Below are 22,234 nucleotides of genomic sequence, written 5' to 3'. Positions count from 1 at the left end.
GGTGCCTCCCGCTACCCTTGACGGGTGCCCGATCTTCCCGAAGTGCCCGAGCTGTTACGAACCGCGGTACACGCGCTGGGCGGCAAGGAACGACGGAATCAGCTGACCATGGCGTCGGCGGTGGCGCACAGCATCGACACCGGTGAGCACCTCGCCGTGCAGGCCGGCACGGGCACCGGCAAGTCCCTCGCATATCTCGTTCCGAGCATCCGATATGCGGTCCGCACGGGTCGCACGGTCGTCGTCTCCACCGCCACCATCGCATTGCAGCGGCAGCTCGTCGAACGTGACCTGCCGCGACTGGCGAAGGCCCTCACCGAGTCGCTCGGCCGCCCTCCTCGCTTCGCGATCCTCAAGGGCCGCGGCAACTACCTGTGCCTCAACAAGATCAATACCGGTCTGGCGGAAGAACCCCCGGACACCGGTCTGTTCGACGCCTTCACGCTGTCGCGGATCGGACGCGAGGTGCGCCGGGTCACCGAGTGGTCCTCGGATACGGAGACCGGCGACCGCGACGACCTGACCCCCGGCGTGTCCGATCAGGCCTGGCGTCAGGTCAGCGTCACGGCGCGCGAGTGCCTCGGCAAATCGCGGTGCCCGGTGGGCGACGATTGCTTCGCCGAGATCGCCCGAGCCGAAGCGGCGCAGGTCGACGTCGTCGTCACCAACCACGCGCTCCTCGCGATCGACGCGATCACCGGAATCCAGATCCTCCCCGAACACGACGTGGTGGTTGTCGACGAGGCCCACGAACTCGTGGACCGGGTCACCGGGGTCGCCACCGCCGAACTGTCGGGCAGCACGGTGTCCGCCGCTGCGCGGCGCTGCCTCAAACTGGCCGGCGACGAGGAGGTCGACCGCCTCGAGGGCGCCGCGGAGAACTGGGACTCGTTGCTCGACGAGCTTCCTCCCGGCCGGTGGGACGCCGTGCCCGACGGCGCCGGTGCCGCATTGGCAGCAGTCCGCGACGCCGCATGGGCGGTGCATACCTCGATCGGCTCGCCCAAACCGGGCATGGATCCCGAAGCCGCCGCAGCCCGCAACCAGGCACTCGCCGAGATCGACGACGTCCACGATTGCGCGGTGCGCATCCTCACGGCATTCGACGAGCCCGATCCGTCGCAGCGCAAGGACGTGGTGTGGCTCGCGGCCGACGAGTTCCGCGGTGTTGCCCGCCGCACGGTCCGGATGGCGCCGCTGTCGGTGGGCGGCTTGCTGCGCTCCAAGCTCTTCGGCGAGTCCACCGTCGTCCTCACGTCCGCGACCTTGACCGTCGGTGGGTCGTTCGACGGCCTCGCCATCGATTGGGGTCTTCCGCCGCAGGCTGCCGTCCGCAGCGACACCACGTCGGCGTCCGGGGCGGAACCGCCGTCCGACACCGGCGCCCTGAAGTGGAACGGGATCGATGTCGGATCCCCGTTCGACCACGAAAAGTCCGGCATCCTCTACGTCGCGAAGAAACTACCGCCGCCGGGCCGCGAGGGCATGCCTCCGAGCCACCTCGACGAGATCACCGAACTCGTCACCGCGGCCGGCGGGCGCACCCTCGGCCTGTTTTCGTCGATGCGAGCGGCGAAGGCGGCCGCCGAGGCACTGCGTGAACGCGTCGACACCCCGATACTGTGCCAGGGCGACGACGCGACCGGCGCACTCGTCGAGAAGTTCGCCGCCGACGAGCCGACCAGCCTGTTCGGCACCCTGTCCCTGTGGCAGGGCGTCGACGTTCCCGGGCCGTCGCTGTCGCTCGTGATCATCGACCGCATTCCGTTTCCCCGTCCGGACGATCCGTTGCTCGTCGCGCGGCAGCGGGCGGTCGAAGCCCGCGGCGGTAACGGCTTCATGGCGGTCGCCGCCACCCACGCGGCGTTGCTCCTCGCGCAGGGGGTTGGCCGCCTGCTGCGCAGTACCGACGACCGCGGCGTCATCGCCGTACTCGATTCGCGGCTCGCCACCGCGCGCTACGGCGGTTACCTGCGCGCGTCACTTCCGCCGTTCTGGGAGACGACGGATCCTGAGGTCGTGCGCAAGGCATTGACCCGGCTGCGCAGCTGACAGCCCGGGTGGACCCACCTCCACGACGGACTGCGGATCCACCCGGTCCGGTCTCAGGGCAGCACGACCATCCCGAACTCGGCCGGCGAGGCGAGCAGATCGTGGTGCGGCAACACTCGCACGGTGTAACCGACGGGCCCGGCCAACGGCAGCCGGACGTCGGCCTCGAACACGTCGCCGAGCGATCCGCTGCCGGTGTGGGACATCGGGACGGACACGATATCGCTGAGCGTGTCGTCCGACCCGACCCGGCCGATCACGGCCTGAACTTCGACGTCGCCGGACGTGAGCTCACCGAGATCGACGTGAGCAGTCACCGCGAGCCGTGCACCGATCTCGGGAACCTCGGGCAGTCCCTCCGTGTCGACGTGTGCGACCCGCACTCCGGGCCACGCTGCTTCGAGGCGCTCCCGGTACTCGGCGACAGCCTTCGCACCGGCGAAGTTGTCGGCCGCGACGGTCCGCGCCGACTCCGCTGCCGGAATGTAGTAGTCGACGGCGTAGTCGCGCACCATGCGGGACGCGAGCACCTTGGGTCCCAGGTTTTCGAGGGTGTGCCGCACCATCTCGATCCACCGGCCGGGCACCCCGTCGATGTCGCGATCGTAGAAGCGCGGCAGGACCGAACGCTCGAGCAGTTCGTACAGCGCACCCGCCTCGAGGTCGTCGCGGCGCTCATCGTCGACCCCGTCCGCGGTCGGAATCGCCCAGCCGTTCTCACCGTCGTACATCTCGTCCCACCATCCGTCGCGGATGGACAGGTTGAGGCCGCCGTTGAGTGCCGACTTCATCCCCGACGTGCCACAGGCCTCGAGCGGTCGCAGCGGGTTGTTGAGCCAGACGTCGCAGCCCCAGTAGAGGTAGCGCGCCATCGATATGTCGTAATCGGGCAGGAACACCACGCGGTGACGGACACCGTACTCGTCGGCGAATCGCACGACCTGCTGAATGAGCGCCTTGCCGCCGTCGTCGGCGGGGTGACTCTTGCCGGCGACGACCAGTTGCAGTGGCCGCTCGGGGTCGAGCAGCAGCGCGCGCAACCGTTCCGGGTCGCGCAGCATCAAGGTCAGGCGCTTGTAGGTGGGCACGCGTCGCGCGAAACCGATGGTGAGCACGTCGGGGTCGAACACCGAATCGACCCAGCCCAGTTCGGCGTCGGTCGCGCCGCGTTCGATCCACGAGTTCCGCAGACGACGCCGCACTTCGCGGACGAGCATCCCGCGCAAGTCGTTGCGCATGTCCCACAGTTCCTTGGCGTCGACCGTCTGGAGCAGTTCCCAGCCGCGCGATTCCTCGACGAGATCCGGCCCTGCCAGCCGGTCGGCCAGTGCCAGCCATTCGCGTGCCGCCCAGGTGGGCGCGTGGACGCCGTTGGTGACCGACCCGATCGGGACCTCGGTGGCGTCGAAACCGGGCCACAACTCTTCGAACATGTGCCGGCTGACTTCGCCGTGCAGTTTCGATACGCCGTTGCAGCGCTGGCCGAGCCGCAGCCCGAGGTGAGCCATGTTGAAGACGTCGGGGTTCGACTCGCGGCCGAGAGCGAGAATGCGGTCGACGGTCAGGCCCGGAAGGAGTGCCGACTCGTTTTCGCCGTTACGCCCCGAGAAGTAATGGCGCACAAGCTCGATCGGGAATCTGTCGATGCCGGCGGGCACGGGGGTGTGGGTGGTGAAGACCGTTCCGGCGCGGACCGCGGCAAGCGCTTCGTCGAAATCGAGGCCGCTGCCGGTGACGAGTTCCCGGATGCGCTCGGCACCGAGGAATCCCGCGTGCCCCTCGTTCATGTGGAACACGTCGGGGTCGGGCAGGCCGTGGATGCGGGTGTACGCGCGGACGGCGCGGACCCCACCGATCCCGGCCAGGATTTCCTGTTTGATGCGGTGGTCCTGGTCGCCTCCGTAGAGCCGGTCGGTGACGCCGCGGAGTTGTTCGTCGTTGCTCGCGATGTCCGAGTCGAGCAGCAGCAGCGGCACCCGGCCGATCTGGGCGATCCACACCCGCGCGTCGAGCGTGCGGCCGCCCGGGATCTCCACCTGGACGAGCGCCGTGGTGCCGTCGGCTTCGGTGAGCAGCTTGATCGGCAGTCCCTGCGGGTCGTAGGCAGGGTAATGCTCGACCTGCCAGCCGTCGGCGCTGAGCGACTGCCGGAAATAGCCGGAGCGGTAGAGCAATCCGACGCCGATCAGCGGCAAACCGAGGTCGGAGGCCGCTTTGAGGTGGTCACCGGCGAGGATGCCGAGTCCCCCGGAGTAGTTCGGCAGAACTTCGGAGACACCGAACTCCATCGAGAAGTAGGCGATGCCCTCGGGCACGGCGGTCCCGCGCTCCTGCTGTTGCTGATACCATCGGGGCCGGGCCAGATAGTGGTCGAGGTCTGCCGCGGCGGCGTCGAGCCGGGAGAGGAACTCCTGGTTCTCGGCGAGCGCGTCGAGGCGCTCCGGCGGGACCTCGCCGAGCAGTCGGACGGGGTCGCTTCCGCATCGCTCCCACAGTTCGGGATCGACGGCGGCGAAGAGATCCTGGGTCTCCGGGTGCCACGACCACCGCAGGTTGGAGGTCAGAGTCCCCAGCGCGGCGAGGCGCTCGGGAAGGTGGGCTCGTACGGTGAACCGACGCAAGGCTTTCACTCTGGGAAGCCTACTCATGTCCGCCGGTGTGCGGTGCCTCCGGTGCCGGAACCGACAAGCCGCAGAGCACATTCCCGTCCACAACCGAACAGGCCCGACAATTCCGGCCGTTCCCGCCGCCTGTGCCCATCGTGTACGCCCTTTCGGTGTGGCTCCGCAGACCGGTCGAACTTCACCCCGGAGACGTTAGGGAAGTCCGTGTTGCCCAGGAGTCACGCGCGGTGAACCGTGGGTAACCGATACGGTTCGTCACATCGGTTACCGGGTATCCCCGAGGTCACCACCACATGATCGGCCCCGTGCCGCCGCCTCCATTACGGTTGACACGAACTACGGCCGCAGTACGCCCCGGCCCGGGTACGTCCCGGTCCCGTACGGAACGGAGCAAGCGTGACAGGTCGCCTCGGCATCGACGACGTCCAGCCATCGATCGACGGTGGTCGGTATCCCACCAAGGCAGTCGTCGGCGAGGTGGTACCGGTCGCTGCGGTCGTCTGGCGCGAAGGCCACGACGCCATCGCCGCGACGCTCGCCGTGCGCGGGCCCGCCACGGCACCCGGGACACCGGCCAAGCTCACCCGCATTCCGATGGTGCCCGGCTCCGAACCCGACACCTTCCACGCGGTGTTCGCGCCCACAACCCCCGGCATCTGGACCTACCGCATCGAGGCCTGGAGCGACCCGGTGTCCACATGGCGTCACGCTGTCGACGCGAAGATAACCGCGGGACAGGGCCCGGAGGACCTCGCCAACGATCTCGAGAGCGGCGCACGGATTTTCGAGAAGGCTGCGCGCGGCGTACTGCGCGGAAACCGGCCCGCCCTGCTCGCCGTCGCCGCGGCTCTGCGCTCCGAGCGGCCGCTGGCGGAGCGGGTCGCACCGGCCTTCTCCGCCGACGTCACCGAGATCGTCCGCGCTCAGCCCCTCCGCGAACTCATCACGCGGGGAAAAGCTTTCACCATCGTGGTCGACCGGAAGCGGGCCCTGTTCGGATCATGGTACGAGTTCTTCCCCCGGTCGACGGGAGGCTGGAACGAGGACGGCACGCCCCGGCACGGCACCTTCGAGACCGCGGCCGAGGATCTGCCGCGCATCGCGGCGATGGAGTTCGATGTCGTCTACCTGCCACCGATCCACCCGATCGGCAGGGTCAATCGGAAGGGCCCCAACAACACCCTCGTCGCGGGGCCCGACGACGTGGGTTCACCGTGGGCGATCGGGGCGGAGGAAGGTGGCCACGACGCGATCCATCCGGAACTCGGCGACGAGGACAGTTTCCGGAAGTTCGTGCTGCGGGCCGAGGAACTCGGACTCGAGGTCGCGCTCGATCTCGCTTTGCAGTGCGCGCCCGATCATCCCTGGGCCCGTGACCATCCGGAGTGGTTCACCGTGCTGCCGGACGGAACCATCGCGTACGCCGAGAACCCGCCCAAGAAGTACCAGGACATCTATCCGGTGAACTTCGACAACGATCGCGAGGGGATCTACGCCGAAGTGCTCCGGGTGGTGCGGCACTGGATCTCTCTGGGGGTCAAGATCTTCCGGGTCGACAACCCGCACACCAAGCCCCCGGACTTCTGGGAATGGCTCATCGCCGAGGTGAAGAAAACCGATCAGGACGTGCTGTTCCTGGCGGAAGCGTTCACTCGGCCCGCGCGGATGTACGGCCTGGCACGACGCGGATTCACGCAGTCGTACACGTATTTCACCTGGCGCGTGGCCAAGTGGGAACTCACCGAATTCGGACGTGAGATCGCTGCCAAGGCCGACGAGGCCCGGCCCAACCTGTTCGTCAACACGCCCGACATCCTGCACGAGACGCTGCAGCACGGCGGGCCCGGAATGTTCGCGTTGCGAGCCGCGCTCGCCGCGACCCTGTCCCCCACCTGGGGCGTCTACTCCGGATACGAGCTCTACGAACACCTCGCCGTTCGTCCCGGCAGCGAGGAGTACCTCGACTCGGAGAAGTACCAGTTGCGTCCACGCCGTTTCGACGAGGCACGACGCCGCGGCGAATCGCTCGAGCCGTGGCTGACCACCCTGAACCGCATCCGGCGCGCACACCCCGCCTTACAGCAGTTGCGCAACATCACCTTCCACCACATCGACAACGACGCTCTGATCGCCTACTCGAAGCACGATCCGGTGACCGGCGATGCGGTGCTCGTCGTGGTCAATCTCAACCCGTACGGCGCCGAGGAAGGCACCGTCTGGCTGGACATGCCGTCCATCGGCCACGAGTGGCAGGACCAGCTCCCCGTTTACGACGAGGTGAGCGGGGAACAGTACATCTGGGGACAAGCCAACTATGTGCGGCTCGAACCGTGGAAATCGGTCGCGCACATCATGGTGCTGCCCCCGATCGGGATTCCGGCCCGATCGACTCTCGCCTACAGGAGACTCACGTGACAGTGCCCCCACCGACTTCCTCCGAGGAACCACCGCGGCGGCGGCACAGTCCGCGCCCGGAAGACCTCGCGCGACTGGCCGCCGGTGAGCACCACGACCCCCACTCCGTCCTCGGCGCACACCCGCATCCGGAGGGCACGGTCGTGCGCACGTTGCGTCCGGGCGCGGAGAAGGTTGCCGCGCGGATCGGCGGTATCGATTACCCGCTCGAACCGGTGGGCCACGACGTCTTCAGCGCACTGGTCCCGCAATTCGACTTGGCCGACTACCGCCTCGTCGTGACGTACCCGTTCGACCACACCGTCGTCGTCGCCGACGGATACCGGTTCCTGCCGACGCTCGGCGAACTCGACCGTCACCTGTTCAACGAGGGACGGCACGAGCGGCTGTGGGAGATCCTCGGCGCGCACCCGCAGCACTACGACACCCCGGACGGCCCCGTCGCAGGGACGTCCTTCGCCGTGTGGGCTCCGAACGCACGCGGCGTGACCGTCGTCGGCGACTTCGACGGCTGGGGCGGACGAACCGCACCGATGCGGGTGCTCGGTTCCAGCGGAGTGTGGGAGGTCTTCATCCCCGGAGTCGGACCGGGCGACCTGTACAAGTACCGGGTCCACGGTCACGACGGTTCGGTGCTCGACAAGGCCGATCCGATGGCGTTCGCTGCCGAGGTGCCGCCGGCGACCGCCTCCCGTGTCACCGAGAGCAGCCACACCTGGCGCGACGACGACTGGATCGCCGCCCGCGCGACCTCCGAACCCGTGCGCGAGGCGATGGCCGTGTACGAGGTACATCTCGGGTCCTGGCGCCCCGGCCTGACCTACCTCGAAATGGCGGACCAGCTTGCCGAGTACGTCCTCGAGACGGGTTTCACGCACGTGGAACTGCTTCCCGTCGCCGAGCACCCGTTCGGCGGGTCCTGGGGCTATCAGGTCACGTCCTACTACGCCCCGACCTCGCGTTTCGGCACACCCGACGATTTCCGCGAGTTCGTCGACCGGCTTCACGCCGCAGGTATCGGCGTCATCATGGACTGGGTTCCGGCCCACTTCCCCAAGGATCAATGGGCACTCGCGCGATTCGACGGAACGGCGCTGTACGAGCACGCCGATCCGCAGCGCGGTGAGCAACTGGACTGGGGTACCTACGTCTTCGACTACGGACGAGCCGAAGTCCGGAACTTCCTGGTCGCGAACGCGCTGTACTGGATCGAGGAGTTCCACATCGACGGGCTGCGTGTCGATGCGGTCGCCTCCATGCTCTATCTCGACTACTCGCGGCCCGCGGGCGGCTGGACCCCCAACATCTACGGCGGTCGCGAGAACCTCGAGGCGGTCGGATTCCTCCAGGAACTGAACGCGACGATCCACAAGCAGCATGCCGGGGTCGTGACGGTGGCCGAGGAGTCCACGTCGTGGCCCGGTGTCACCCGCCCGACGAACGTCGGCGGACTCGGGTTCACCATGAAATGGAACATGGGCTGGATGCACGACACGCTCGGTTACCTGTCGCGCGACCCCGTGCACCGCACCTTCCACCACCACGAAATCACGTTCTCGCTGATGTACGCGTGGAGCGAGAACTTCGTGCTGCCCATCAGCCACGACGAGGTCGTGCACGGCAAGGGCACACTGTGGACCCGGATGCCGGGCGACGACGACACCCGCGCCGCGGGTCTCCGGTCACTGCTCGCCTACATGTGGGCACACCCGGGCAAGCAATTGCTGTTCATGGGTCAGGAGTTCGGTCAGGTCGCCGAGTGGTCGGAGGAACGCGGACTGGACTGGTGGCAGCTCGACCAGCCACTCCACAGCGGCATCCAGCGGCTCGTCGGCGACCTCAACCGGACCTATCGTGCGCACCCCGCGCTGTACACGCTCGACAGTTCACCCGAGGGTTACTCGTGGATCGACGCGAACGACGCGCACAACAACGTGCTGAGCTTTCTGCGGTTCGGCAGTGACGGCTCGGTCGTCGCGTGCCTGCACAACTTCTCCGGCAGCACTCACGCGGACTATCGTGTCGGTTTACCCGAACCCGGCACGTGGGAAGAAATTCTCAACACGGACGCGACCGCTTATCAGGGTCACGGCACCGGAAACCTCGGTGCGGTGGAGGCCACGGAGCATTCGTGGCACGGACGTCCCGCGTCGGCTCGGGTCACGTTGCCCGCGCACGGTGCCATCTGGTTGTCGCTGCGGGGGTAAACCCGCATTCGACGACAGGAGCACCACAACGTGAGACGGACACGCCGGTTCGAGCGGGTGGCGGTGCCGGTGATCGCGATGGTTCTGCTGGCAGGGTGTGCGCAACAGATCGACGGCACGCCCGTGTCGGTCTACGACAACCCCTTCACGGTCGCCGGCCTGCCCGTCACGAGCGGGTACAGCGGGCCCCGTGACGGGGTTCCCGACGCCGGGGTCGTCATCGAGAACACCGACGGTGGTCCCATCGACACTCTCGCGGGCAACGCGATCGGCGATATCGAGGACTACTGGCGTGGAGAGTTCGGAACGATCGCGAAGGGTTCGTTCGAGCCGGTGTCCACCATCATGTCGTGGGATCCCTCCCAACGGCGCGGCCCCCGGTTCTGCGGGGAACCGACGTTCGACTTCGTCAATGCGGCGTATTGCAGTTTCGGCGACGTCATCGGATGGGACCGCTCCTATCTGATGCCCCAGTTGATCGAGGACTTCGGCCCGATGGCGGCCGTCATGGTCCTCGCGCACGAGTACGGTCACGCGATCCAGTACACGGCGGGCCTGATCGCCGACGACGACCCCGGCATCGTGTTCGAACAGCAGGCCGATTGTTTCGCCGGTGCGTTCATGCGACACGTCGCCGAGGGGCGTGCGGCGCATTTCGAACTCAACACCTCGGACGGCCTCAACAAGGTGCTCGCGTCGATGGTGCTGTTCCGCGACACCGATCCCAACGATCCGGATTCCATCCACGGTTCGGCGTTCGAGCGGGTCACCGCCGTCCAGATCGGCTTCACCGACGGCGCCGCGGCGTGCGCGGAGATCGACGCCGCGGAGGTGGAGACCCGCCGCGCGGACCTGCCGCAATACTTCGACGGCAGCGACGACGGCGAGCTTCCGGTCACCGCGGACTCCGTCGACCTCATCTTCCGGTCGTTCGAGCGCGTATTCGAGCTGGCAGACCCGCCGGCACTGGATCTTTCGGGAGCCGAACTCGCGTGTGCGGACGCCGCGTTCACCTCCCCGGTGTCGTACTGCCCTGCCACGAACACGATCGGAGTGGACCTCGCCGCGCTCACCGAGCGCAGCACACCGGAGGACTCCTCCGGCAACGAATTCAGCGCCGATGTCCGCGGCGACTACAACGCGTACGTGCTGATCGCGTCGCGGTATGCGCTGGCTGTCCAGCACGCGAACGGTCAATCGCTGACCGAGCCTCGCACGGCGCTCCGCGCGGCATGTCTGTCGGGCGTGATCAGCGCCGCGCTGAGCCCGATGAGCCCGCTCGCGGCCGAGGTGGGGCCCGACGCGAACATGGTGTGGCTCTCCCCCGGTGACCTCGACGAGGCGGTGTCCGGTCTGCTCACCGACGGCCTGGCCGCGAGCGACGTCAACGGCAACACGGTCCCCAGTGGTTTCTCACGGGTCGACGCGTTCCGCACCGGCGTGCTCGGCGGTGAAGCAGCGTGTAACGGCCGCTACCGGTAGGCAGCGGCCGTTACACACGTGTGGTCGGTCGTGGAGTTCTAGTAGAGCGCCATGGCGAGCTTGCGCCGAGCCGAGACCACGAAGTCCTCTGCCGGGTCGAACAACTCGAACAGTTCGAGCAGCCGGGTACGCGCCGCGGTGCGTTCGTCACCCGCGCTGCGACGGACGAATTCGATCAGGCGTGCAAACGCCGCTTCGGGGTCCTGAGCGAACAATTCGGCGTCTGCCGCCGCCAGTTGAGCGTCGAGATCGGCCGGGGCCGCGTCTGCGCGCTCGACGGCGTCGGCGGGGAGTTGCTGCGCACGGCCGAGGAACCGGACCTGCCGCAGTGCGGCCTGCGCGTCCGTGTTGTTCGGCTCCGAGTTGAGGATCAGCCGGTAGGCGGCCTCGGCGCCCTCGAAATCGCCCTGCTCGAGAGCCTGCTCCGCAGCCTCGAAACGCGGGTCGACGGGCTGTTCGGCCGGTTCACCGTCGGCGCTCGGGGGCCCCGACAATTTGCCGGCGACGGCCTCGCGGATCGCGTCGAGCCACTGCCGGAGCGCGGCTTCGGGCTGGACGCCCTGGAAGTCGGCAAGAGGCTGCCCGGCTGCTATCGCGACGACGGTGGGCACCGACTGCACACCGAACGCCTGGGCGATCCGCGGGTTGGCGTCCACATCGACCTTCGCGAGCACCCATTCGCCGCCGGCTTCTGCGGCAAGCTTCTCGAGGGAGGGGGTCAGCTGCTTGCAGGGCTCGCACCACGTCGCCCAGAGGTCGACGATCACGGGCACCTGCATCGAGCGCTCGAGAACCTCGGCCTCGAACGTCGCTTCGGTGACGTCGATGATCGACGGGATTGCGCCGGAGGCACCGGCACTCGGCGGAGGTGGCGGTGGGGCGGTGGCCCTCGCCTTGAGCGGCGCGAGATCCACCGCGCCGGACATTGCTGCGGCTGCGGCAGCGGAACGTGCTGGACGGGAACCGGGTCGAGTCACGCTCTCCAGTTTGTCATGCCCGGGCGGTGGTGTGCCGGGCGGTCAGGCAGCCGTGTCGACTTTTTCGGCGCTTTCGGGCGCGGAGAGTTCGGCGAGCCGGCCGGTGCGCACAGCCCAGCGCTCGAAGACGATGGTGCCGAACGGCGGGACACTCGAGACGAGCGCCAGGAAGGTGGTCTTCAGGTCCCACTTCAGCGCCCACGCGGTGAGAAGCGCGATGAGAACGAACGGAATGAAACCGGCCACGCCGTGCACCATGCCCGGGATGGCGATCGCTTCTTCGTACCCGAGCACCCACTTGAAGAACATGGCGATCAAGAGCGCGAGCCACGTCACAGCTTCCCAGATCGCCACGAGGCGGAACCGCTTCGCGGGGGTGGACAGGTCGAAGATGTTCGTCATGGCGCCCATTGTGCCGGAGGACTACGACGACCCGTAGTGGGGGTGAGAGACATCACGGCCCCGGCGGAGTGCGCCGGGGCCGTGATCGTGCTCAGTGCGCGTCAGGCCTTCGGCACGCGAACGATGAGCGCATCGCCCTGGCCGCCGCCGCCGCACAGCGCAGCCGCGCCGATGCCACCGCCGCGACGCTTCAACTCCAGCGCGAGGTGCAGGGCGATGCGGGCACCGGACATGCCGAGGGGGTGCCCGAGCGCGATGGCGCCACCGTTGACGTTGACCTTGTCGGCGTCGATGCCGAGTTCACGGGCCGAGACGATGCCCACCGCCGCGAAAGCCTCGTTGATCTCGATCAGATCGAGGTCCTGAGGATCGACACCCTCGCGCTCGCACGCCTTGGCGATCGCACGGGCCGGCTGCGACTGCAACGTCGAGTCCGGTCCGGCGACCACACCGTGGGCGCCGATCTCCGCGATCCAGCTCAGGCCGAGTGCCTCGGCCTTGTCCTTGCTCATCACCACGACCGCAGCGGCACCGTCGGAGATCTGCGAGGCCGAACCGGCCGTCACGGTGCCGTCCTTGGAGAACGCCGGACGCAACCTGCCGAGGGACTCGGTGGTGGTGTCGGCGCGAATTCCCTCATCGGCGGCGAACATGATGGGGTCGCCCTTGCGCTGCGGAATGGCGACGGGCACGACCTCCTCGTCGAACAGGCCGTCCTTCCAGGCGCGCGCCGCGTTCTGGTGCGACGCCGCGGCGAAGGCATCCTGCTCCTCGCGCGAGACGAAACGTTCTCCGCTGTTGGCGGACTCGGTGAGGTTGCCCATAGCCTGGTCGGTGAAGATGTCGTGCAGCCCGTCGTACGCCATGTGGTCGCGCAGCGTCACATCGCCGTACTTGAATCCGGCACGGCTCTTCTCGAGCATGTGCGGCGCCTGGCTCATCGACTCCTGCCCACCGGCGACGACGACGTCGAACTCGCCGGCACGGATCATCTGATCGGCCATGGCGATCGCGTTGATGCCCGACAGGCACACCTTGTTGATGGTCAGCGCGGGCACGTCCATGGGAATGCCGGCGGCCACTGCGGCCTGCCGCGCGGGGATCTGACCGGCACCCGCGGTGAGAACCTGCCCCATGATCACGTACTCGACCTGTTCGGGCGCAACGCCGGCCTTCTCGAGGGCGCCTTTGATCGCGACGCCGCCGAGGTCGGAGCCGGAGAGGTCCTTGAGTGAACCCTGCAGGCGCCCCATGGGCGTACGGGCTCCGGCGACGATGACAGAACTGCTCACGGAAACGACCTCCGACGATCGGGGAAATGTGGGGCGCCCAACCGGGCCTGAAACATCACTCCCGATATGAACGCATTCAACGTTAACGCTACCGTCTAGAACATGACCGAGATCTCTCCCACCTCCACGCCGGCCGCTGCGCTTCTCGCGACCGGGCTCGTCACCGCGATCGATCACGTCGGTATCGCGGTGCCCGACCTCGATGCCGCTCTCACGTGGTACGCCGAGAACCTCGGCCTCGTGTCCACACACGAAGAGGTCAACGAGGAACAGGGTGTCCGGGAAGCGATGCTGTCCGTGCCGGGCAGTCCGGAGGGCGCGACCCAGATCCAGCTGCTCGCTCCGCTGAACGAGAATTCGACGATCGCCAAGTTCCTGGACCGCAGCGGTCCGGGATTGCAGCAGCTCGCATACCGCGTGTCCGATCTCGACGCGGTCTCCGCCGCATTGCGAGCCAACGGCGTCCGGCTGCTGTACGACGCCCCGCGTCGCGGCACCGCCGACTCCCGCATCAACTTCCTCCACCCGAAGGATGCGGGCGGCGTTCTCGTCGAATTGGTCGAGCCGGCCGCTCACGCCGCGCACTGAGCCACGCGGACGGATCACGAGTCTGCGTTCCCGCCCGCGTTTCGGCGGGAGCGCAGCGTGTCCTCCGGCCTCAGCAGGTAGATTGTCGCCATGGTCTTCGATCGTGATCGCACCCCCAGCCACCTGCCGTTCTCGATCGTGCGAAAAGGCTTCGACCGCGACGAGGTAACCAACTACTTCGCGCGGTTCGAGGCCGAGTTACGCGTGACCGCGACCGACCGCGACGCCGCGTCCGCGCAGGCCCGCGATCTCGCGCGCCAGCTCGAGAATGCGCGCAACGAGATCGACGAGCTCCGCCGCGATGTGGACCGGCTGTCGGTGCCCCCCACCACCGCCGAGGGTATGAGTGACCGCATCTCCCGGATGCTGCGCCTCGCCTCGGACGAAGCATCCGAGTTGCGGGCGCGTGCCGAGGCCGACTCCGCGGAAATGATTTCGCTCGCCGAGCAGGAGGGCATCAGACTCCGCGGCGATTACGAACAGAAGCTCGCAGAGCTCGAAGAACGGCGCCGCGCATTCGAGGACGAGCACAAGCGGACGATGGCTGCCGCGCGCAAGGAAGCCGACCGCATCGTCGCGGCTGCGCGCGCCGAGGCCGACCGCCACGCCGCCGAGGCCGAAAGCAAGCGCGAGCAGGTTCAGCAGGACTTCGAGATCACGATGGCCGAACGTCGCAGCAAGCTTCTCGGCGAACTCGACAACCTCGAGCGCACGAGCAAGGCCGAAGCCGAACGACGTATCGATGTGGCGACGCAGGAAGCCGCCCGTCGACTCGCGACTGCCACCGAACAATCCGAGCGCAAGGTCGCCAACGCCCGCGACCTCACGGAGGAAATGCGGATGCTGCGCGGACGCATCCTCGGCCAGCTCGATGCGGTGCGCGAACAGCTCGACGACGTGCCGACCATGCTCGCCGCGATCAACCGCGAAGGCGAGTTGCTCGACCGGGAGATCTCGCTCGATACCCCCCGTCCGGGCGGTGGCAGCACTTCGGCCGGTGGGAACACGGCCGGTGGCGGCGCTCCCCGCGATCGCAACACGGAGGGCGGCACTCCCGCGGCGAAGCCGAAGGCGACCGCGGATACCGAGGGACGGGTCGCCCCGCCTGCGCGAGCGGACCGGGACGACGCGGCAGCCGGTGAGACCGGACGCACCACGGACAGCGGCAAGAACGCCGGCACCGGGAAATCCGACACCGCCGAGAAGACCGACACCGAGAAGACCGAGACCCCGAAATCCGCCGACGGCGTCCGCGGTTCCGGAACGCAGCCTCGGAACACCACGGGCTCCGGACCGAATATCCAGGGACGTTCCCCCGCGGTCGCCAGCAAGGTCAGAAACTGACGCGTCGCGCGACTACCCTGCTCCCTGGCGGCGGCCTACCATCTCGCTGATCCAGACCGGGGCGTACGGCGACGTGCAGCCCGGTGACGTCGGGTAGTCCTCGAGAACTCTCAACCGCTCCCCGATCTCGAGCGCGCGTTGCCTGTGGTGAGCGTGCTCGATCCCGATCTGGGCGAGGCAGGTGTTCATCGACCATTGCAGTGTGTCGGGAGCATCTTTCATCCCTGTCTCGACGATGTCGAGGAGTCCGTCCAGGTCCAGCCGGGCCGGATCCGTGGCCACCAGTCCGGCGGTCAGATCCCAGCCGGCACTCGCGACCGCCGGGTCCGGGTCACGGAACCAGCGCGCGCGGAGTTCCTCTGCGTGCGGGCTCTTCTTCACGACGTAGCTCACCAGCCAGACCCGCACCTTGGGAGCACGCGCGTCACGCATCATCGCGTCCAGTTCGTCACGCTCGAACGACCTGGGCCGGCAGATCAGGAGCGCGAGCAGCCTCGCCGCTGTGTCCCGGGTGCCCCAGAGCCCCCGCGCGAGCTCGTGCTGGGTCTTCAACCGCTTCGCGAGCGCCCGTAGCCTGCTGAGATTCACGCCGTGGTCGTCGCCGTGTTTCTCGTTGACCGCCCGTGCCTTCGGGTCCTCGAGTGCGGCCAGTTCGGCCATCACATCTGCCACAGTCGTCTCGGCCATCCGTGCCTCCAGTGATCACGTTCCGCCATCGGCCAGCGCACGCCGCCAGACTACGACGTGCAGACGGACACCACCCGCTCTTGCAGGCGGGGACCCCTGGAGCACTGTCGGCTAGCACCACTGGGAGCACTGCCGGCTAGGACCACCGACGCGTGGGCCGCCGCGTTCCGCGTCCCTTCCAGCACCCGTTGTGCCAGTGCCGTCTGTCGTCGGCGCCGCCCGGAGTGTCGACGGGCCATGCCACCACGTGTGGTGTGCCGGGCGCGATCTCGTGGTCGCATCCCGGGCACCGGTACGGCTTGGTGGCGCGGCTTCCCGGCACTGTCCGCACCGTGTACCTCTCGTCGTCAGCTCCTGCCGGACCGTTCTCGGTGCGGCTGGTGGCGTAACCGAAGGAGGCGCTCTCCGATTCGGCGTGTCCGCGTCTGCGCGACGACGTAGGGGGACGATTGCGGCGGGGCACCGTCAGAACAATCTGAACTCGGTGCTCTCGGTGCCACGCAGAGCCTCGTAATCGAGGACGAGGCAGCGGATCCCGCGATCCGTCGCCAGGGTCTTCGCCTGCGGCTTGATCTGCTGGGCAGCGAACACTCCGGTGACCGGGGCGAGGAGCGGGTCGCGGTTGAGAAGTTCGAGATAGCGCGTGAGCTGTTCGACGCCGTCGATCTCACCGCGACGCTTGATCTCCACGGCCACCGTGGCGCCGTCGGCGTCCCGGCACAGCAGATCGACGGGACCGATCGCTGTCGGGTACTCGCGCCGGACGAGCGTGAATCCCTGGCCGAGCGTCTCCACGTGTTCCGCGAGAAGTTCCTGCAGGTGCGCTTCCACGCCGTCCTTGATGAGACCGGGGTCCACCCCGAGTTCGTGACTCGAGTCGTGCTCGATCTCCTCGAGCGTGATCCGCAGTTCCTCGCCGGCTTTGTTGGTCACCACCCAGAGCGCCTGCGCCTCGTCGGCCGGTTCCTCGACGAGCCGGCACGGCGGGCTCATCCAGTTGAGAGGTTTGTAGGCGCGGTCGTCGGCGTGGATACTCACCGACCCGTCGGCCTTGACGAGCAGGAGTCGGCGCGCCGTGGGCAGGTGCGCCGTCAGGCGTCCGATGTAGTCCACACGGCAACGGGCAATCACTAGACGCACGGACCTACCCTAGTGGATCTGCTCGACTACTCTCGAACGACCATGCCAGCACGCAGCAACCGCACCGCACCGCTCGGGTCCGCGATCCTCGGTGAGCCCGCCGAACCCGTCCGGCGGCAGCGCATCCGCATCCAGTTGTTGCTCACCCTGTCGCTGATCGGGACGCACCTTGTGGGGGCGGCGATCGTGGCCGCGCTCATCAACGTGGTGATCCCCGGCCCATCGGTCCTCACCTCCGAATTCCTCGTGATCACCGCGATCCTTGCGCCGGTGTACGTGGGGGTGGCGATCGTCCTGGGGTCGGTCCTGTTCACCCGCGGGGCCCTCCGCCGGTTGCGGTGGGCGCTGGAGAACCGGCCACCCACCGCCGACGAGCAGCGCATCGCTCTCACGATGCCGTGGCGGATCACCCTTCAGCAGGGTGCACTGTGGTTCGTCGGGTTCGTCTTCTTCACCACGTGCTTCGGCATCGTCGACGCCGAGACGATTCCCAAGGTGGCCCTGACCATCACGCTCGCCGGGGTTACCGTGTGCGGTTTCGCATACATGTTCACGGAGTTCGCACTCCGCCCTATTTCCGCGAGGGCCCTCGAAGCGGGCACACCACCACGCCGGAAGTTCGCCGGCACCACCGGCCGGGTGATGCTCGCGTGGGCACTCGGCAGCGCCGTGCCCGTCGTCGGGCTGATCTTCGTCGCGGTGTTCACCTTCGTCCGCCCGGTCACCACGACCCGCCTCGCGATCACGATCCTCGTCCTGGGAACGGTGGCGCTGTTCACGGGCTCACTCCTGATGTACCTGACCGTACGATCCACGATCGCTCCGATCGAGTCCGTGCGTTTCGGGATGCGCCGGATCGAAGAGGGACGATTCGACGAAGCGGTCGTCGTCTACGACGGCACCGAACTCGGCCAGTTGCAGGCCGGCTTCAACCGGATGGCCGAGGGCCTGCGTGAACGGGAACGTATGCGGGAGGTGTTCGGTAAACATGTCGGACGTGACGTCGCAGCGGCAGCGCTGAACCGGGCAGAGACCCTCGGGGGTGAGGAACGGGACGTCGCGGTGCTGTTCATCGACATCATCGGGTCCACCGGGATCGCGGCGAGCCGACCCCCCTCCGAGGTCGTGGAACTGCTGAACCGATTCTTCGCCGTCGTCGTCGACGAGGTCCATTCCGCCGGAGGTTTCGTCAACAAGTTCGAGGGTGACGCCGCGCTTGCGATCTTCGGTGCCCCGGTTGCCGTCGACGATGCCCCCGGGCGGGCACTGGCTGCCGCCCGGAAGATGGCGCAGCGTCTCGAGGCCGAGGTACCCGAATGCCGTGCGGGCATCGGCATCACCGCCGGGATTGCGGTGGCCGGCAACATCGGTGCCGAGGAGCGGTTCGAGTACACGGTGATCGGAGACCCGGTCAACGAGGCGGCACGCCTCTCCGAACTCGCGAAAACCGTGCCCGGACACGTCGTCGCGTCACGCCGTGCGCTCGACGCCACGTCCGGCGCGGAACGCTCCCGGTGGACGCTGGGCGAAGAAGTGGTGCTCCGAGGCCGGGCCGAAGCTACCCACCTGGCCGTTCCGTCCTACTGACGATCCCGCGCGTGCTCATTCTCCCGCGATGATCGCGTCGAGGAATCTCCGTGTTCGCTCGTGAGCGGGATCGGTGAAGATGCGCTCGGGCGAGCCTTCCTCGACGATGCGACCCTGATCGAACATCAGCACGCGATTGGATACGTCTCGCGCGAAGTGCATCTCGTGCGTGACGATGAGCATCGTGATGTCGGTCGTGTCGGCGATGGTGCGCAGCACGTCGAGCACATCCGCAACGAGTTCGGGGTCGAGCGCCGAGGTCACCTCGTCGAGAAGCAGGATGTCGGGGTCCATTGCGAGCGCCCGGGCGATCGCCACACGCTGCTGCTGCCCACCGGACAGCTGCGTCGGATGCGCACTCTCCTTATCCGACAGTCCGACCGTCGCGAGCAGTTCCCGCGCGCGCTCCTGCGCTTCGGACTTCTTGCGCCCGAGCACGTGGATGGGCGCCTCCGTGAGGTTCTCCATCACGTTCATGTTCGGAAACAGGTTGAACTGCTGGAACACCATGCCGATGCTGCGACGCATCGATCGAAGGTGCCGCTCCGACGCAGGAACCAGACGGTCCCCTTTTCGTTCGTGGCTGAGCGGTTCACCTTTGACCCGGATGACCCCGCCGTCCACCTTCTCCAACGTCATGAGCAGACGCAGGATGGTGGTTTTGCCGGAGCCGCTGGGGCCGATCAGCGTCACCCTGTCCCCTGCCGCCACCGTGAAGTCGAGATGATCGAGAACGACGTTGTCGCCGAATTTCTTGACGACCGAGTCGAATTCGATCATCGGCACAGTGGACCTGTCGCCCGTGAGGGAGTGTTCCTCGAGGGCCGGATCAGTAGGCAAGTCGACGCTCCAATCTGCGGATGAGCACCGACGTGGGATAGCTCGCGGCGAGGAAGATCAGCCCCGCCATCGTCAGTGGCTCGAGATATTGAAAGTTTCTTGCCCCGAATTGCTGCGCGGCCGTCACCATCTCCACCACGGAAATGGTGAAGAGGTACGGGGTGTCCTTGAACATCGAGACCGCATAGTTGCCGAGAGCCGGAACGACCCGGCGAATCGCCTGTGGCAGGATCACCGCCCGCCACGTTCGGGCGGGTGGCAAAGACAACGCGCGTGCCGCTTCCCACTGCCCCACCGGGACAGCTTCGATCCCCGCCCGGTAGACCTCGGCCATATACGTCGCGTAGTGGATACCGAGTACCGCGATACCGATTTGCAGTGCCGAGAATTGCGGGAGCAGGTAGTAGACGAACAGCAACTGCACGACGAGCGGTGTCAGCCGGATGAACTCGACTATCGCCGAGAGCAGTTTTGCGAGCACCTTGGGGAGCGAGCGCCGCATGATCGCCACGGCCAGACCCAGCACAGCAGCGAGAGCGAAACCCAGCACCGTCGCCAGCAGCGTGATGCGGAAGCCCTCGAGCAACACGGGCAGCGCCTCTCCGGCGCGTTGCCAACTCCATTCGACGGTCACGACTTCACCACCCCCGCGGGTTCGTCCAGAGCCGGCGCGACCCCGAAGATCTCACGCATACTCGGACCGGTGCCGAGGCGACTCTTCGCGCGTACCTCGAGCGCGTTCATCACCAGCGTGAGGATGTACCCGACCACGAAGTAGAGGACGAGGCCGATTCCGAACGCGAACAACGTGTCGCCGGTGTTCTGCCGCAACTGTTCGATCTCGAACGTGAGATCCTGCAGCAGAATGTAACTCGCAAGCGCAGTGCCCTTGAGCAACTGGATGAGGAGATTGGTCAGAGGAGGAATCATCTCCGCCCAGGCCTGAGGAAAGATCACTCGGCGCAGCCGTTGCCAGTACCCGAAGTTCAAGGCGGTCGCCGCCTCCCATTGGGGTCGTGGAACCGACGCGATGGCGCCGCGGACGACCTCCGCACCGTAGGCGCCGTAGTTCAGCGACAAAGCCAGGATGCCGCACACGATCGGTTCGAGGCGGTACCCGAACAGAGGCAGCACATAGAAGAACCAGAACAACTGGACCAGCAGTGAGGTGCCTCTGAAGAATTCGATGAACACACGCGCACTGCCGCGCAGCGCGAGATTCTTCGCGCCGCCGGCAAGGCCCAGCGCAAGCGCCAGAAGGAACGCGAAGAACGCGCTACCGATGGTCAGTTCGAGCGTGACGATGATCCCGTCGAACAGGCGCGGGATTGCATCTCGAAACTGCTCGAAGTTGGACTCCGAAGCCATTGTCCGCAGCCCGCGCTCAGGCGGTGCCCTCGCACAGTGTCTCCGTGGTCAGGTTCGGATCCGGCATCTCCTCCGCGGTGAAGCCGTAATCCCCGACGATCGAGAGGTAGGTGGCCTCGTCCGACGTGATCTTGGCCAGTTCGGCGTTGTAGGCATCGCGGAGTTCGGTGTCTTCCGTGCGGAACACGGTGCCACCCGCTCCCACCTGGGGAACGCCGTCGATTTCGGCGACGAACGACTCGGTGACCTCGACGGGAGCATTCTCGTTGTTCTGCTTCATCCAGTTCAGGGAGATACCGGTCAATGCGAAGACATCGGCACGTCCGTTGATGACCGCGTCCATGCCGTCCTGCGGTGAGGACACCTGCATCGCGTCGATACCGAGCGACGACGCGTAGTCCGACTCGATCGCACCGGTCAGCACAGCCATCCGGACATCCTTGTCCGCGATGGTCTGCATGTCACTGAGCTGCTGAGGGTTGCCCTGAGGAACCATCAGAGCGGTCGTGTAGTTGAACTCCGGCTCACTGAACAAAGCCTGTTCGCACCGCTGGGGAAGGATCGACATGCCGGCGCTGACGACGTCGAAGCGTCCAGCCTGCAGACCCGGAATGAGGGCACCGAAGTCGGTAGCCACGCCCTCCACGTTGTCGATGCCGAGGTTCGAGAAGATCTCCCTGTGCAGCGCGACCGTTGCGCCGGTCAGTTCGCCGTCCTGCATGAAGCTGTAGGGCGCCTCGCCGGCGAAGCCGACCGTGACGGTGCCGGAGTCCTGGAGTCGCTGGAGAGTCGACCCCTCGCCCGAGTTGTCGACGCTTGTGCATCCCGTCATGGACGCGCCGACAAGTCCGAATCCCGCAAGAGTGGCAGCGGCCTTCACAATTCCGGCCGAGCCGAACCTGTTCTTCATGGTCTGATCCCTCTCGTCGCCCCAGAACGACCCGGGAGGATGCGCACCGCCGTGCAGCACGATCCAAGCGGATCTTGCACCAGCGGACGTTACCCACATCACGTGGCAAAGCGGGACCCGGAACCACGTCGTTACCATCTCGTAACCTGACGGTTCCGCGCGAACGAAAAAAGGGAACCACACCCGCGGGTCCCCTCCTCCACACAAAACACTGAAGGCCCCCAACAAAAGTTGGGGGCCTCCAGCAAACGGGTGTTCGGCGGTGTCCTACTCTCCCACACCCTGTCGAGTGCAGTACCATCGGCGCAATGGGGCTTAG

At 67.0% G+C, this 22,234-nt stretch carries 18 protein-coding genes; 7 read left to right on the top strand and 11 right to left on the bottom strand.

The window, feature by feature from the left end; translation table 11 throughout:
* The first annotated feature begins 24 nt into the window (after nt 1-24).
* Nucleotides 25-2,052 (top strand): ATP-dependent DNA helicase, encoded by a 2,028-nt coding sequence (locus tag HF886_RS19125; RefSeq protein WP_169653188.1) that lies wholly within the window; start codon nt 25-27, stop codon nt 2,050-2,052.
* Between the two features lie 53 nt (nt 2,053-2,105).
* On the opposite strand, the gene glgP is transcribed toward HF886_RS19125, so the two are convergent.
* On the bottom strand, nt 2,106-4,682 hold the full coding sequence (gene glgP / locus HF886_RS19120) for an alpha-glucan family phosphorylase (protein WP_346765415.1): 2,577 nt from the start codon (nt 4,680-4,682) through the stop codon (nt 2,106-2,108).
* A gap of 390 nt (nt 4,683-5,072) precedes the next feature.
* On the opposite strand from glgP, the gene HF886_RS19115 reads away from it, so the two are divergent.
* From HF886_RS19115 to HF886_RS19105, 3 genes are read left to right on the top strand one after another with little or no spacing between them, the layout of a single operon-like run.
* The gene (locus HF886_RS19115) at nt 5,073-7,091 is read left to right on the top strand and encodes a maltotransferase domain-containing protein (protein ID WP_169620416.1); all 2,019 of its coding nucleotides are present in this window, start codon (nt 5,073-5,075) and stop codon (nt 7,089-7,091) included.
* A gap of 2 nt (nt 7,092-7,093) precedes the next feature.
* Nucleotides 7,094-9,298, top strand: a complete 2,205-nt coding sequence (gene glgB, locus HF886_RS19110) for a 1,4-alpha-glucan branching protein GlgB (protein ID WP_296549323.1) — start codon at nt 7,094-7,096, stop codon at nt 9,296-9,298.
* Between the two features lie 30 nt (nt 9,299-9,328).
* Nucleotides 9,329-10,780: a metallopeptidase gene (locus tag HF886_RS19105; protein WP_169653187.1), complete on the top strand. Its 1,452-nt coding sequence runs from the start codon at nt 9,329-9,331 to the stop codon at nt 10,778-10,780.
* Between the two features lie 38 nt (nt 10,781-10,818).
* Here the strand turns inward: HF886_RS19105 and HF886_RS19100 are convergent, their stop codons facing one another.
* The 3 genes from HF886_RS19100 to HF886_RS19090 form a co-directional block, all read right to left on the bottom strand.
* On the bottom strand, nt 10,819-11,706 hold the full coding sequence (locus tag HF886_RS19100; protein WP_169620705.1) for a tetratricopeptide repeat protein: 888 nt from the start codon (nt 11,704-11,706) through the stop codon (nt 10,819-10,821).
* 93 nt (nt 11,707-11,799) lie between these two features.
* Nucleotides 11,800-12,159: a DUF3817 domain-containing protein gene (locus HF886_RS19095; protein WP_169620413.1), complete on the bottom strand. Its 360-nt coding sequence runs from the start codon at nt 12,157-12,159 to the stop codon at nt 11,800-11,802.
* A gap of 101 nt (nt 12,160-12,260) precedes the next feature.
* Nucleotides 12,261-13,451 carry an acetyl-CoA C-acetyltransferase gene (locus tag HF886_RS19090; protein ID WP_169653186.1) on the bottom strand — a complete coding sequence of 397 codons (1,191 nt, stop codon included), beginning with the start codon at nt 13,449-13,451 and terminating at the stop codon, nt 12,261-12,263.
* Nucleotides 13,452-13,553: 102 nt separating this feature from the next.
* Between HF886_RS19090 and mce the strand changes: the two genes are divergently transcribed.
* Both mce and HF886_RS19080 read left to right on the top strand, forming a co-directional pair.
* Entirely contained in the window at nt 13,554-14,039 is a 486-nt protein-coding gene (mce, locus tag HF886_RS19085) for a methylmalonyl-CoA epimerase (protein ID WP_169620411.1), read from the top strand.
* A 90-nt stretch (nt 14,040-14,129) separates the two neighbouring features.
* The gene (locus HF886_RS19080; protein WP_240955229.1) at nt 14,130-15,383 is read left to right on the top strand and encodes a hypothetical protein; all 1,254 of its coding nucleotides are present in this window, start codon (nt 14,130-14,132) and stop codon (nt 15,381-15,383) included.
* A 12-nt stretch (nt 15,384-15,395) separates the two neighbouring features.
* On the opposite strand, the gene HF886_RS19075 is transcribed toward HF886_RS19080, so the two are convergent.
* From HF886_RS19075 to nucS, 3 genes are all read right to left on the bottom strand, one after another.
* Nucleotides 15,396-16,070 carry a DNA alkylation repair protein gene (locus tag HF886_RS19075; protein ID WP_169653185.1) on the bottom strand — a complete coding sequence of 225 codons (675 nt, stop codon included), beginning with the start codon at nt 16,068-16,070 and terminating at the stop codon, nt 15,396-15,398.
* Nucleotides 16,071-16,206: 136 nt separating this feature from the next.
* Nucleotides 16,207-16,533 (bottom strand): ATP/GTP-binding protein, encoded by a 327-nt coding sequence (locus HF886_RS21190; RefSeq protein ID WP_169620409.1) that lies wholly within the window; start codon nt 16,531-16,533, stop codon nt 16,207-16,209.
* 2 nt (nt 16,534-16,535) lie between these two features.
* Nucleotides 16,536-17,210, bottom strand: a complete 675-nt coding sequence (nucS, locus tag HF886_RS19065) for an endonuclease NucS (protein WP_169620408.1) — start codon at nt 17,208-17,210, stop codon at nt 16,536-16,538.
* A gap of 42 nt (nt 17,211-17,252) precedes the next feature.
* Here nucS and HF886_RS19060 point away from each other — a divergent pair, with 42 nt between their 5' ends.
* The gene (locus tag HF886_RS19060) at nt 17,253-18,797 is read left to right on the top strand and encodes an adenylate/guanylate cyclase domain-containing protein (protein WP_169620407.1); all 1,545 of its coding nucleotides are present in this window, start codon (nt 17,253-17,255) and stop codon (nt 18,795-18,797) included.
* A 15-nt stretch (nt 18,798-18,812) separates the two neighbouring features.
* Here HF886_RS19060 and ehuA read toward each other — a convergent pair whose 3' ends face one another.
* Genes ehuA through ehuB form a run of 4 tightly spaced genes read right to left on the bottom strand, consistent with a single transcriptional unit; the run spans nt 18,813 to nt 21,837 of the window.
* Nucleotides 18,813-19,577: an ectoine/hydroxyectoine ABC transporter ATP-binding protein EhuA gene (gene ehuA / locus HF886_RS19055; protein WP_169653184.1), complete on the bottom strand. Its 765-nt coding sequence runs from the start codon at nt 19,575-19,577 to the stop codon at nt 18,813-18,815.
* 49 nt (nt 19,578-19,626) lie between these two features.
* Complete coding sequence (ehuD, locus tag HF886_RS19050; RefSeq protein ID WP_169620405.1) at nt 19,627-20,271, bottom strand: ectoine/hydroxyectoine ABC transporter permease subunit EhuD; 645 nt, start codon at nt 20,269-20,271, stop codon at nt 19,627-19,629.
* Nucleotides 20,268-21,005, bottom strand: a complete 738-nt coding sequence (gene ehuC, locus HF886_RS19045) for an ectoine/hydroxyectoine ABC transporter permease subunit EhuC (RefSeq protein WP_169620404.1) — start codon at nt 21,003-21,005, stop codon at nt 20,268-20,270. The genes ehuD and ehuC overlap by 4 nt, the downstream gene beginning before the upstream one ends.
* Before the next feature lie 16 nt (nt 21,006-21,021).
* Nucleotides 21,022-21,837 (bottom strand): ectoine/hydroxyectoine ABC transporter substrate-binding protein EhuB, encoded by an 816-nt coding sequence (gene ehuB, locus HF886_RS19040; RefSeq protein ID WP_240952126.1) that lies wholly within the window; start codon nt 21,835-21,837, stop codon nt 21,022-21,024.
* Between the last annotated feature and the right edge of the window lie 397 nt (nt 21,838-22,234).

Origin of the sequence: Rhodococcus sp. 105337 (assembly GCF_012844225.1) — a bacterium.
In the GTDB taxonomy this organism is placed as follows: Bacteria; Actinomycetota; Actinomycetes; order Mycobacteriales; family Mycobacteriaceae; genus Rhodococcus.
The sequence above is the reverse complement of the archived record's forward strand: the minus strand, read 5'-3'. Positions and strand labels throughout refer to the sequence as shown.

Bases quoted from the DNA above. Each gene is read 5' to 3' on its own strand.
- HF886_RS19100 (WP_169620705.1), bottom strand. From the start codon at position 11,706: ATGTCCGGCGCGGTGGATCTCGCGCCGCTCAAGGCGAGGGCCACCGCC.
- HF886_RS19095 (WP_169620413.1), bottom strand. From the start codon at position 12,159: ATGACGAACATCTTCGACCTGTCCACCCCCGCGAAGCGGTTCCGCCTC.
- mce (WP_169620411.1), top strand. From the start codon at position 13,554: ATGACCGAGATCTCTCCCACCTCCACGCCGGCCGCTGCGCTTCTCGCG.
- HF886_RS19080 (WP_240955229.1), top strand. From the start codon at position 14,130: ATGGTCTTCGATCGTGATCGCACCCCCAGCCACCTGCCGTTCTCGATC.
- HF886_RS19075 (WP_169653185.1), bottom strand. From the start codon at position 16,070: ATGGCCGAGACGACTGTGGCAGATGTGATGGCCGAACTGGCCGCACTC.
- HF886_RS19060 (WP_169620407.1), top strand. From the start codon at position 17,253: ATGCCAGCACGCAGCAACCGCACCGCACCGCTCGGGTCCGCGATCCTC.
- ehuA (WP_169653184.1), bottom strand. From the start codon at position 19,577: ATGATCGAATTCGACTCGGTCGTCAAGAAATTCGGCGACAACGTCGTT.
- ehuC (WP_169620404.1), bottom strand. From the start codon at position 21,005: ATGGCTTCGGAGTCCAACTTCGAGCAGTTTCGAGATGCAATCCCGCGC.
- ehuB (WP_240952126.1), bottom strand. From the start codon at position 21,837: ATGACGGGATGCACAAGCGTCGACAACTCGGGCGAGGGGTCGACTCTC.